General features: G+C 60.0%; 13 protein-coding genes. 4 read left to right on the top strand and 9 right to left on the bottom strand.

Annotation, left to right across the window (positions count from 1 at the left end; all coding sequences use genetic code 11):
- Window positions 1–159 precede the first annotated feature (159 nt).
- A protein-coding gene (locus EOA29_RS12200) for an IS5 family transposase (RefSeq protein ID WP_126094994.1) occupies window positions 160–911 on the top strand; the annotation gives its coding sequence in 2 pieces (ribosomal slippage) (window positions 160–490 and window positions 490–911; 753 coding nt in all).
- Here EOA29_RS12200 and EOA29_RS12195 read toward each other — a convergent pair.
- Window positions 878–1,681, bottom strand: a complete 804-nt coding sequence (locus EOA29_RS12195; protein ID WP_245468461.1) for an RNA ligase family protein — start codon at window positions 1,679–1,681, stop codon at window positions 878–880. The genes EOA29_RS12200 and EOA29_RS12195 overlap by 34 nt on opposite strands.
- A 171-nt stretch (window positions 1,682–1,852) precedes the next feature.
- Between EOA29_RS12195 and EOA29_RS12190 the strand changes: the two genes are divergently transcribed.
- Together EOA29_RS12190 and EOA29_RS12185 are read left to right on the top strand one after the other, a co-directional pair.
- Window positions 1,853–2,044, top strand: a complete 192-nt coding sequence (locus EOA29_RS12190; protein ID WP_126090125.1) for a DUF3606 domain-containing protein — start codon at window positions 1,853–1,855, stop codon at window positions 2,042–2,044.
- A 23-nt stretch (window positions 2,045–2,067) separates the two neighbouring features.
- A complete protein-coding gene (locus EOA29_RS12185; RefSeq protein ID WP_245468460.1) occupies window positions 2,068–2,232 on the top strand; it encodes a hypothetical protein in 165 nt (54 codons plus the stop codon).
- Between the two features lie 457 nt (window positions 2,233–2,689).
- Here EOA29_RS12185 and EOA29_RS12175 read toward each other — a convergent pair whose 3' ends face one another.
- From EOA29_RS12175 to EOA29_RS12165, 3 genes are all read right to left on the bottom strand, one after another.
- A complete protein-coding gene (locus EOA29_RS12175) occupies window positions 2,690–2,893 on the bottom strand; it encodes a CsbD family protein (protein ID WP_126090123.1) in 204 nt (67 codons plus the stop codon).
- A 398-nt stretch (window positions 2,894–3,291) separates the two neighbouring features.
- Window positions 3,292–4,842 (bottom strand): FAD-dependent oxidoreductase, encoded by a 1,551-nt coding sequence (locus tag EOA29_RS12170; RefSeq protein ID WP_126090122.1) that lies wholly within the window; start codon window positions 4,840–4,842, stop codon window positions 3,292–3,294.
- 25 nt (window positions 4,843–4,867) lie between these two features.
- The gene (locus EOA29_RS12165; protein ID WP_127220944.1) at window positions 4,868–5,374 is read right to left on the bottom strand and encodes a ferritin-like domain-containing protein; all 507 of its coding nucleotides are present in this window, start codon (window positions 5,372–5,374) and stop codon (window positions 4,868–4,870) included.
- Window positions 5,375–5,637: 263 nt separating this feature from the next.
- Between EOA29_RS12165 and EOA29_RS12160 the strand changes: the two genes are divergently transcribed.
- Window positions 5,638–6,141 (top strand): c-type cytochrome, encoded by a 504-nt coding sequence (locus EOA29_RS12160; protein WP_245464809.1) that lies wholly within the window; start codon window positions 5,638–5,640, stop codon window positions 6,139–6,141.
- Here EOA29_RS12160 and EOA29_RS12155 read toward each other — a convergent pair.
- From EOA29_RS12155 to coxB, 5 genes are all read right to left on the bottom strand, one after another.
- Window positions 6,113–7,591, bottom strand: coding sequence for a cytochrome c (locus EOA29_RS12155; RefSeq protein WP_189434371.1), 1,479 nt, complete (start codon window positions 7,589–7,591; stop codon window positions 6,113–6,115). The genes EOA29_RS12160 and EOA29_RS12155 overlap by 29 nt on opposite strands.
- A 74-nt stretch (window positions 7,592–7,665) precedes the next feature.
- Window positions 7,666–8,007 carry a hypothetical protein gene (locus EOA29_RS12150; RefSeq protein ID WP_127220943.1) on the bottom strand — a complete coding sequence of 114 codons (342 nt, stop codon included), beginning with the start codon at window positions 8,005–8,007 and terminating at the stop codon, window positions 7,666–7,668.
- 1 nt (window position 8,008) lies between these two features.
- Complete coding sequence (locus EOA29_RS12145) at window positions 8,009–8,611, bottom strand: cytochrome C oxidase subunit III (protein WP_126090121.1); 603 nt, start codon at window positions 8,609–8,611, stop codon at window positions 8,009–8,011.
- On the bottom strand, window positions 8,608–10,551 hold the full coding sequence (ctaD, locus tag EOA29_RS12140) for a cytochrome c oxidase subunit I (protein ID WP_126090120.1): 1,944 nt from the start codon (window positions 10,549–10,551) through the stop codon (window positions 8,608–8,610). The genes EOA29_RS12145 and ctaD overlap by 4 nt, the downstream gene beginning before the upstream one ends.
- On the bottom strand, window positions 10,548–11,448 hold a 901-nt coding region (gene coxB, locus EOA29_RS12135), incomplete at its 5' end, for a cytochrome c oxidase subunit II (RefSeq protein ID WP_127220942.1). The genes ctaD and coxB, both read right to left, overlap by 4 nt.

Here is an 11,448-nt window from a genome sequence, read left to right as displayed (position 1 = left end):
CGCAGGGCTACAATCCCCATAGCGCCAGACCGACCCGCGGCTCCGTTCAATCCGGCTTGCAATGAGGTCCGACGTCGTGCCAAGCGGCTCCGTCGAGCCAACGGACCTCACAGAAGCCTCCAGATTCACCAAAGCTTGGCGATGTGATTCAAGCTTTTGATGGACCGATTCGTATTGACTGACGCCCAATGGGCGAAGATGGAGCCGCATTGTCTGGGTAAAGCCAGCGATCCCGGACGCAGTGGCAATGACAACCGACTGTTCATCGAGGCAGTTCTGTGGATTGCGCGCACGGGCAGCCCGTGGCGCGATCTGCCTGCCCATTTCGGGAACTGGAGCACAGCGTTTCGTCGTTTCAGCGACTGGCGCAAGGCCGATGTATTCGTGAAGCTCTTCGAAGCCTGCTCGGACGAGCCGGATATGGAATACGCCATGATCGACGCCACCATCGTCAAGGTCCACCGCCACGGACAGGGCGCAAAAGGGGGACTCAGAGCCAGGCCATAGGCCGCTCCAAAGGCGGCATGACCACCAAGATCCTCGCGCTGACCGATGCACTCGGCAACCTTGTGCGCTTCCATCTGATGCCGGGGCACCGCTTCGACACGGTCGGCGTCGAGCCGCTTCTGCAAGGCGTAGATTTCGGCGGGCTGATCGCCGACAAGGCCTTCGACAGTGATGCCATCGTTGCCGATCTCAACGAACGTGGCGCCAAGATTGTCATCTCCCAGCACCCGAGGCGCGCAAGGCCCTTGCCACTCGACCGCCAACTCTACACGTGGCGACACCTCATCGAGAACTTCTTTTGCAAGCTCAAGGAATTCAAGCGCATCGCCTTGCGTGCCGACAAAACCGACAACAGCTTCGCGGCAATGATCTATCTCGCCGCCGCCGTCATTAACTCTCGATGAATCCCCACAAGCCTTAGGCCGGGCTTGAGCCATTCGGCCTTTTCCTTAGTCAAGCCCTTCGGCGGCGGCGCGCCGGTCTTGACCTTCACGCGGTCCCATAGGGCCTGCCGTTTGTCCGCTTTGAACGTGACGAACGCGCCGCCCATATAGCGGCCGTTGTCGGCCACAAGCACCATCGCCGGCTTCCCCGTCTCGCGCTTCACGCCGATGATATCCATCTCCTTCTCGACGTAGCACTTGATCTTGCGCCAGTTCATCGTCGAACCGCTGCGGTAGACGCTGTCCAGCCGTTTCGAGACGATGCCTTCCAGGCCCGCTTCGCAAGCCAGGTGGTAGACGGCATCGCCGGCGCCCGGCAGGGCCTCGCTGAATTGAACATGGCCGGCGGCAGGGATCAGGGCTTGGAGGACTTCGCGCCGATCCTGCAGCGCCATATCGCGCAGATCGTGGCCGTTGAGGTAGAGAAGATCGAACGCGACTAGATAGAGGTCTTGCGGTCGTCTGGTGATGGCCGACCGCAGCGCGTGGAAGGCGGACAGTCCGGCCTCATTGGTGACGATCACTTCACCCTCGATGATGAAGCTTTCCGCATCGAGTGCACTGGCCTCCTCAGCAAGCGGCCGATATTTCAACGTCCAGTCTATGCCGGTCTTGGTGTAGAGCCGGATGCCGCTGGCATCCTTGACCATTTGGGTGCGATAGCCGTCGAATTTAACCTCGTGGCTCCATTCGTCGCCCCTGGGCGGCTGTTCAACCAGCTCGGGCTCCATCGGACGAATGAAGGACAGCCGGGCGCCGCCGGCAGGCTTACACATCGGAACCCCACGCAACTCGAATTTGATTCAATATCGCAGATCCATAAGCGTTCCATTAGCTATTCGTAAAAAGCGAACGGAACGTTCTGTCTCGTTCGCTGTTCCTTCTAACCAGGAGGAGCAACCATGACGGACGACGACAAAACCAAGCGAGATTTTCGTGACCGCGACCGCGTCGCAGGTGACGAGGAATACGAGGTGGGGTATCTCGCCAGCAAGTTCGGGCTCACAATTCCTGAAGTCCGGAAACTCATCAAAGAGCACGGCAATGACCGGGAGGTGCTGGAGCGGGAAGCCAAGGCGCTAGGCGCACGGTGACAAAGCTTTCTGATCAAGGCCCAATGATCACCGGCAGGCGCAATGGCGGCCCGCTTGAGAACGAAGCCGATTATTTTTACCTGAGTCCGATCTGTGGGCAGCCGGTCGATATGCAGGATCTCAGCCAAGTGATGTGGCACGACAGGCCCGTGCACTATCGGTTAGAAATAGACGGTCGCCATCATTAGGAATCGCTTCGGCGATACCGGAACGGTTGCTGATCTGACTGTTGAAGTAGCGGCCCTGCCGAAGGCCGATCGCAACGCGGCAAAGGTCTCTGGCGGGACGTCCTCAAACTCGTAGAGTCCCTGGCACGAACCACACCGAGAGTATCCGACTGTCCGGATCGTACTCTATTTTGCGTGTCAGGGTCGACGGCATGAGAGTAAACCACTCGGCAGCCGACGTGTTCCGATTTGCCAGGTCAGTATGCCGCCCGCCTGGCGGCAGAGATCGATAGCCGTCGATGGGTATTTGAGCGCGTGCGAGGTGCATTTCCCATGCATGGCGAGGGTCCCTGCAGGCATGTTCTTGCCCTGTCCGCCATAAAAGCGGCCTACCTGCGACGCGACCTCCGAGGCGGCTTACTTTGCCCGCAGAACGGCATCACCCCGGAACGACTGCGAACGAATAGTGCGTGAAGCGCTACCAACCTTGGCGGGCGTACCAGTCATCGATATCGCGGCGGACGCGGTCCTTCTCGATGCCGTAGCGTTCCTGAATCTTGCCTTCGAGCTGGTCGCGCTTGCCGGCGATGCGGTCGAGGTCGTCGTCGGTGAGCTTGCCCCACTGTTCCTTGACCTTGCCCTTGACCTGCTTCCAGTTTCCTTCGACGCGGTTCCAATCCATGGTACGGACCTCCTTTGACTGCATAGGGACTAACGGCGGCACCGGCCCGGAGTTCCTGACATAGCGAGGGAACATTTAGACGCTGCTGATGTTCCTGTTGAAGCACGGCGCGCAGTCTCTCCACCCCCCGCGAAAGGCGCGGTGCGGATTGGGTGAGCCCGGTCCAGCCCGCCCCGGTCACCCCGCCGGGGTGGGCATTTAATTGAGAGATCGACCAAGCCTTCGGGCCCCGCCCAGCTCGAGATCTATTTGTCGGAAATATTCCAGGAACCAAATTTTTCAGCTGCCTTCAACCGCTGTCGATTTAGTATCCTCGATCAGCCAGCGTCGTCAGGAAGGACAGGCGCGGGGTTGGCGAACCGCCTATTAGAGCGCGCTGTCACAGATCGAAATCCAGACTACTCCCGCATCGGAGAGTCGATCCGCTGCAGCGGAAGCACAGCGGGGCCGTTCAGAACAGCCCCATCCGGGCCGAAATGTGATCCATGGCAGGAGCAGTCCCAGCACTGCTCTGTCGAGTTCCAGGCGACTTCGCACCCCGCGTGCGTGCACCCGGCGGCATGTAGGTGAACGTTACCGGCCATGTCGCGACAAGCGGCGATCTTGCGCATTCCATCCCGCAAAATTCCACCTTGACCATGAGAGAGCTCATCGAGCGACTTCAATTCGCCAGGCAGCAGGTACCCGGCGAGATTTGTCACCGCCGAGGCGTTTTCTCGAACATAATTGACCAGGCCGGAAGGCGTTTTGCGTGAAGGTTCGTAAACTTCGCTCCAGGGATTGGATTCGCCGAGGATCAGATCCTTCAAAAGAAGTCCGGCAAGCGCGCCATGCGTGATGCCTTGTCCGGAGTCGCCAGTGACGACATAGACCGATGTGCTGCCGGGGTTGAGACCGATGAAGGCGCAATAATCGATCGTGTCGAGAACTTGTCCAGACCATCGCGTTACCTCTTTGCCCAAAGTTGGCACCAGCGAGCGTATCCATGCCTCGATCGCTTCGAACCGGATGTCGCCGTCGTCAGCTTCGCCCGATTTGTGGTCGGCGCCACCTACAATGAGATAGTCCACCGAGCCGGGGCCTGGGTTTATCCGGACGTAGTGATAGGGATCGCCAGTGTCCCAGAAGAGCGCATCTGGAAGATCGCCATGAGGCAGAGTGAAGGCCATCGCATACGTTCGGTATGGCGACATCTTAGTGTGCAGGCGAAAACGATTGTTGATCGGCGAATTGGTGGCAACGACGGCGTGTGATGCCGCGATCGATCCGCCGTTCTCAGTGGAGACGCGCACCCCGCCTTCCGCCAGTTCCTCAAGCGCCACCACGGTGCTGTTGGCAAAGATAAGACCGCCCCTCTCGCGTATAGCCGCGGCAAGTCCTCGAAGATACCGCAGCGGGTGGAAGGTAGCCTGGTTCGGATAACGAAGAACGGGCGCCTCTTCGAAGCCTTTGAGCGGCACACCGGTCACGAGTTTAGCAGCTGCACCTATCTTTCGCGCGGCATCGAACTCCTCCTGGCGCTGATTGAGGGCGGTTTTCGGCCGAATACCCATCGCCGGAAACAGGAAGGCATCCAGCCGGCGGAAGTTACAATCGATGCCCAGCTCGCCGGCGATCTCCTCAAGACGGGCGACCGCCGCTTCCTGGCTCTGCTGGAACAGTCGAGCCATCTCCTCACCGCGAATATTGATCAGTGCACCCAGCCCGTCGTCGCAAATCGGCGCGAGATGCGCTGTCGTTCGCGACGTCATGCCGGCGGCAATGGGGCCGCGATCAATCAGGACAACAGTCTCGCCCAGGGCGCTCAGTTCGTAGGCCACGGACAGTCCTGCAATTCCGGATCCTATGATTACCGTGTCGCAACGCTGCGTCCCTGAGAAACTTGGAGCGGCGGGATCGACCTCCACCTTCATCCAGAGAGACCGGGTCTGTTCGCCATGCGCGTTCATGCTCTAACTTTCGATCCCCTGATGCTCAGCGAGCAGCTTTCTGATTGACTTTCCGCTGGGCGATCGTGGTGAGCTTCTTGTCGGCCGCTTTTTCCTCGGTCAGAGTTGTGGCCAAAAGCTTCGCGACCGCATCTTTGCCGGTTTGTTCCGCCCAGGCGATGAGCGTTCCATATCGGCTGATCTCATAGTGCTCGACGGCTTGTGCTGCGATGATGAGCGCGGCATCGAGCACCTTCTTCTCGGCAACGTCTCCCGCGATCTCCTTCGCCTCCTTGATGATGCCGTCGATCGCTGGGCAAGCGGTTCCCTTCGGCGATTCCCCGATCAACTCGAAAGCTTGTTCGAGACGTTGAACGTGTCTCTCGGTCTCTTCGAGGTGGCTCTTGAAAGCTGCAGTCAGGTCGCGGTTTGTCGCTTTCTGGACCATGTTGGGCAGCGCTTTCAGGATCTGCTCCTCAGCATAGTAGGTGTCCTGCAGCACATGCAGAAACAGATCGTCCATCGTCTTGATGTCTTTCGTGAAAAGTCCCATCGAGGCGCTCCTGACAGTTTGGGCGATAAGCTCCGGAACAACGCGGGGCAACAGCGGCTGTTCCAAATGGCGCGACCGGCGCTTCGTACCAAGCCAGCGCGGGGCAAGGTCCAACAATCAAGGAAATGAGGCTGACAATGCGTGCTTTCACAACGCGCTGAATTGGGTCTGGCGACCCTATTTTTTGCCGTTGTCGAACCGTTCCGGAACAATGCTGCCGAGTGTCAGTTTTGCTTAGCCGTTTGGCGCACGCGCCATCTGGCTTGGGCGAAATTGCATCGCACGTGCTCAGAATGAAGGCGACAACAATGGCGAAGAGGCGGAAACCAGCGACGCGGCCGACCACTGCTGATCGGCGGCCACATTCGTCAACGTTCTGGTGGACGGCGTGGGTAACGGCAGGTGTCGCTGTTGTACTAGTCGGCACGACAGGGACCATCCGCAGCAACAGCTCGCATGAGGCCGCCGTCGTGCAGCAAGTCGGCGGCGATGCCGAGCGCGCCATTCCGGCAATGATCCGCAATGGTTGCGGCGGATGCCATGAAATTCCCGGTGTGCCCGGCGCTCATGGGAGCGTCGGCCCGTCCCTGCAGGGCGTTGCTGAAAGAGCTTATATCGGCGGGCATGGGGGTCGGACCTCTTCCGATGCGATGATGCGTTGGATCAGCAGGGCGCGGGATGTCGATCCGAAGACGGCCATGCCGAACACCAACCTTTCGCCCCAGGAGGCGCGCGACATCACGGCGTATCTCTATGCGCGGACGTGAAATAGGAAAGACGTGGTACAAGTCGAAGACGGGCTGCTATCAGAAGGAGCAAGCCGAGCGATAAACCGGCACCGATGATCACCAGTACCTGGGCCGCCAGCAGGATGATCGTCTGTTCCGTTGTCGAGCCTGCCCGCATCTGGTGCACGTCGGCTGCCGTGACACTGAGTTCCGGATTTCCGAAACGGGCGGTCACATAATTGGCAAGGCTTGCCACCTGGCCGTCATCCAGCCAATCCGCGAAGGCCGCCATTGATTTGCGACCTGCTACGTCGCCCGCCTTGACTCCGGTTAGGATCGCCATGACGACATTCTCAGGAGTAGCCGCGCCGAGAGTGCTGTTGTGGGTCAGCGTGACATAGGAAGAGTCAGGCGACCCGCTGCCATCAAATCCATGGCAACCCGAACACAGGGATCCGTAAAGATGGCCCGCCGTGTTGGTGCTGGCTTGCGCCGCGTTGCTCGGTTCGGCAGCGCTGGCCGTAATCGTCCCACTCCATGAGAAACGGGGCTGCTGCTCGGCTCCGGATCGGGGAGGGACGTCCCTGAGATAGGCGACGATGGCGCGGATGTCGTCATCCGAAAGATGTTGCAGGCTGTTCATCACCGTTTCCGCCATTGGACCGCTGGCATAAGCCTTTCCAGCCGCGGCGCCTGTCTTGAGAAAGCGAAATAGCTCATCGTCGCTCCAGCCGCCGATGCCCGCCGTCTTATCGCCGGTGATGTTAAAGGCCTGCCAGATGCCCGCGGCACCGCCGGCGAGCTTGTGATCGTCATCCTCGCCGAATGTCACATTCCTCGGCGTGTGGCAGGCACCGCAGTGGCCGAGCACATCTACCAGATAGGCCCCCCGGTTCCAGGCCTCGGATCGACTTCGATCCAGCGTGAAGCTGCCGGGACGGTAGTTCGCGAGTTTCCACAGCCCGAGCGCCCAGCGCTGGTTGAATGGGAACGGCAGGGTATTTCGCGGTCGTGGCTGAATGATCGGCGTTTGCGCAAGGAGATAGGTCCTGATCGCGAGCACCTCCTCGCGGCTCATCCTGGCGAAGCTGTCGTACGGCATGGCCGGATAAAGATTGGTCCCGTCCCGCCTTACGCCTTCCCGGACGGCTCGCACGAATTCGTCTTCGGAATAGCGTCCAATGCCTGTGTCATGGTCCGGCGTGATGTTGGTAGAATAGACATCGCCGAAGGGCGTCGGCACACGATAGCCGCCGGCGAACAGTCGACTTGGGTTGGAGGTGTGACACCCGACGCAGTCGGCGGCTCGTGCAAGATATTCACCCCTCAGGATTTCATTTGCTGACAGTTCGCCGCAAAGGGCCAACAATGCCAGGCTGGCAGCGATGAGCCGGAGGACGGTGGCTGCGAAAGCCTGAAGCAGGGCAGAACTGGAGCAGAGGAGCCCGCCGCACAGCATAGGGCAGCGCGGGCTCAGGCCGGTGCCCACGGTTTCCGGCCCTCGCGCGGGCCAGTGCGACTGCCGTTGGCAGCAGATCGGCCGCCGCAGGCATCCCGGCACACTCACAGTTCGCACCCACTGAAGATCAGCCCGGCCGCCATTTGCGCGAGCATGGCGAGTGCAAACAGCGCTCCGATGCCGACCGAGGCTCTGGCGAGAAAGCGCCTCGCGCGCGCCTGCAGAGGCGGGCTTGTGCCGTAGCTGGCGTGGCGGAGCGCGCGCCAGGACAGCAGGGTTCCTGCCAATGCGGCGGCGGCAGCCAACAGCGAGAACAGTGCCGTGGGACGAAAGCCGGCATGGCACTGCCAGTCGGCAATCGCATAGTCGAGCTGCAGCGACACTGCCCAAGCGGTTGGCCCGCTGGCAAAGCCAGCCCAGGAAATGCCATTGCGGATCGCCTGCATATCACATCCTCGGCGTCCAATAGATGACGAGATAGAGCACCATCCACGAGGCGACTACGAAGTCCCAGTAGAACACATTGTCCGACACGTCGCTGAGGCGGCGGCCGGCCTTGCCCTTTTGCGTGAACATCAGGACAGCGAGTACGATCGTGTCTCCGACGTCGGTGAGAAGATGTGATGTGTGCAGCGAGAGGAGGAACCAAACGATCGAACCGTAGGCGTTCTGGTCCCACGAGATGTGAAGCGCGGGAAATTCCCAGATACGCACGATCAGGGGAAGAATCCCTACGATCGTCATTACGACCATGCCGGCGCGGACCTTTTGAAGGTCGTGCTGTCTAGCCCAGCGGTCGACTATATGATTGGGGACAATGCTAACGAGCAGAATAATCAATATTGCCGTGCCCGGTGCAAGATCAGGTGCGGGTGCCGCAATCGGCCAGTGCCGGGCCAGGACAGCCAGGTAGAAATAGGTACCAATCGCCAGAGCGAAACCGGCCGCTTCAAGGGCAATGAAGGCGAGTGTTCCCCACCACATCGGGCTCGCCGCGCCGAAGTCATATGTGGGGAGGTGGCTGACATCGACGATAGGGCGTTTTTTCATTCCACGTCCTCCGGTTCGTCCTTCGGCCAGAACCAGCAGATGAAGCCGAATGAGACCGGTATCGCACCCCACACCACAGCCCATGGGGTGTAGATTGAGGCGAAGAATGTACCGCCTACGGCGATCGCTGAGAGCAGAGGCCAGATCGAATTATCAGCCGATGGCACGCGCAATTGCGGCACAGCGTCCGCAACCGTGCCGCCGACCACTTCGCGCGTATCGACACGCAAACCCTCGATAACTGGGAGTGTGTCGGGCTCTGCCCAAAGTGGATCGCGATGAGTCACCACCGGCAAGTGCGCAAAATTATAGGACGGCGGCGGTGACGTCGCAGCCCATTCGAGCGTGCTCGCACCCCACGGATTGTCGCCGGCGAGGCGGCCGCTCCGAAGGCTGAGCAGCATGTTCAGAAAGAAGAGCGCGAAGCCGGCGAACAGAACCATTGATGAAAGACTGATGAAGAGGTTCACGCTGCCCCAGCCGCTTTCCAGCGGATAGGTGTAGACACGGCGCGGCATGCCCTGCAGCCCGAGGATGTGCATCGGGAAGAAGGTGAGGTTGAAGCCGACGAATACAAACCAGAAATTCCAGTGGCCGAGCCGCTCCGAAAGCAAGCGGCCGGTGACCTTGGGAAACCAGTAGTAGACGGCGCCGAGAAGGGGAAAGACAGCGCCGCCGACAAGCACATAATGGAAGTGCGCGACCACAAAATAGGTGTCGTGCACCTGCAGGTCGAGCGGCACCGAGGCGACCATGACTCCCGTCAGGCCGCCGATGACGAAGGTGAAGATGAAGCCGAGCACGAAAAGCAGCGGTGTGGCAAAGATGGGCTTGCCACCCCAGATCGTCGCAATCCAGCAGAATATCTGGATGCCGCTCGGGATGGCGATCATCATCGAGGAGGCGGTGAAGAAGCTTTCGCCAAGCTGCGGCAGACCGGTGGCGAACATGTGATGCACCCACAGTCCAAAAGAGAGGAAGCCGATTGCAATCAACGACAACACAATCCCGAGATAGCCGAAGACGGGGCGACGGACGAAGGTGGGCAGAATCGCCGAGACAAAGCCGGTCGCTGGAATAAATATGATATAAACTTCGGGGTGACCGAAGAACCAGAACAGATGCTGCCAGAGCAGCACATCGCCCCCCGCGGCTGAATCGAAGAACTTGGTGCCGACAAGCCGGTCGAGGATCAACATTGTGCTCGAGACCATTACGGCCGGCATGGCGAATAGTATGACAAAGGCTGTGACCAGCACCGACCAGACATAGAGCGGAATGCGGTCGAGGGTCATGCCGGGGGCGCGCTGTTTGAATACCGTCGCAATGATCTCGACGGCAACCGCCAGAGCCGATACTTCCGTGTAGGTCACCATCTGCGCCCAGAAGTCCGGGCGCTTGCCAATGCCATAGTCCGGTCCGGCGAGCGGAACGTAGGAAAACCAGCCGGCATCTGCGCCTGTATTGAAGGCGAATGCTATCCAAATCATCATCCCGCCTGAAACGTAGATCCAGTAGCTAAAGGCATTGAGGCGGGGGAAGGCCACGTTGCGCGTGCCAATCATCAGCGGTACCAGGTAGACGGCGAACGCCTCCATTACCGGCACGGCGAACAGAAACATCATCGTCGTGCCATGCATGGTGAAGAGCTGATTGTAGAAGTCTGGGCTTATACGGCCAGCCTCGGGCGCAGCGAGCTGAAAGCGCATGGCGAGTGCTGACAGACCCGCAAGAATGAGAAACAAGAAAGCCGTCACGACGTAGCGCCGGCCGATCAGCTTATGATCGACCGTGGCCAGCCAGCCATACAGCCCTTTTGGTGTCTGCCAGGCATGTGCGAGAAAAGCGCGCAGCCTCGCCTCGTCGAGGCCGGTGTCGCGAATGCCTTGCGGCCCCACTTCCAGTATTCGCTCTGCCTTCTTTTCCCCAATGCCACTCATTCAAGGCTTCCAAGATAGGTAGCAACCGCGTTGAGATCGTCGGCGCTAAGGGCAATGCGCGGCATCTTCGCGCCAGGCTTTATCGATTGAGGATCGGCAATCCACGCAGCAAGGGCGCCCGGCGTCATGGCAAGCGTATCGGCGGCTAGTGAGCGGCGGCCAGCCACGTGGGTCAGGTCAGGTCCGACCGTCCCACTGGCAGGTGTGCCCCTGATCGCATGGCAGAGCGCGCAGCCAGTCCCGAGAAAAGCCGCCTGGCCGCGGCGTTCTTCATCGGCGGTGGGCATGGCCGCGTCGGTGTCTTGCCTGGATCGCCAGGCGTCAAACGCTTCGCGGCTTTCCGCGACAACAGTGATCGCCATATGGGCATGCTGGTAGCCGCAGAACTCGGCGCACTGACCGCGATATATGCCGGGCTTGTCGGCGATGAAGGTCAGTTCGCTCGGCCGGCCCGGAATGAGGTCCCTTTTTCCTGCAAGGCTTGGAACCCAGAAGCTGTGAATGACATCCAGCGAATCGAGTTTGACCTTCACGGACTCGCCGACCGGAACATGGATCTCATTCGCCGTGACGATCGCCTGCGACGAATCGGTTTTGGGATAGCGTATCTCCCACCACCATTGATGACCTGTGACACGGACGGTGACCGTCTCGCTTCCGCTCAGCGAAGCGATCGACTTGCCAGCAAAAAAGCTTCCTATCGTCAACGCAATGAGAACCACCACTGTCAAAGCCGTGGCGCTTCCGACAGCACGGATCAGCCGGCGTTCTTGATGAGAATCGATCTGCAGCGGTGATCGCGACGTCTCCGCCAAGTGGCGTCGGAAAAGCGCCATTGCCAGGACCAGCATGACAAGAAGCCACGTCGTTACGGCAACCGCGCCGAAGGTCCAGATG

The organism is Mesorhizobium sp. M1E.F.Ca.ET.063.01.1.1 (assembly GCF_003998155.1).
Lineage (GTDB): Bacteria > Pseudomonadota > Alphaproteobacteria > Rhizobiales > Rhizobiaceae > Mesorhizobium.
Note: the sequence above shows the minus strand (reverse complement) of the source record. Positions and strands in the feature narration are given on the sequence as shown.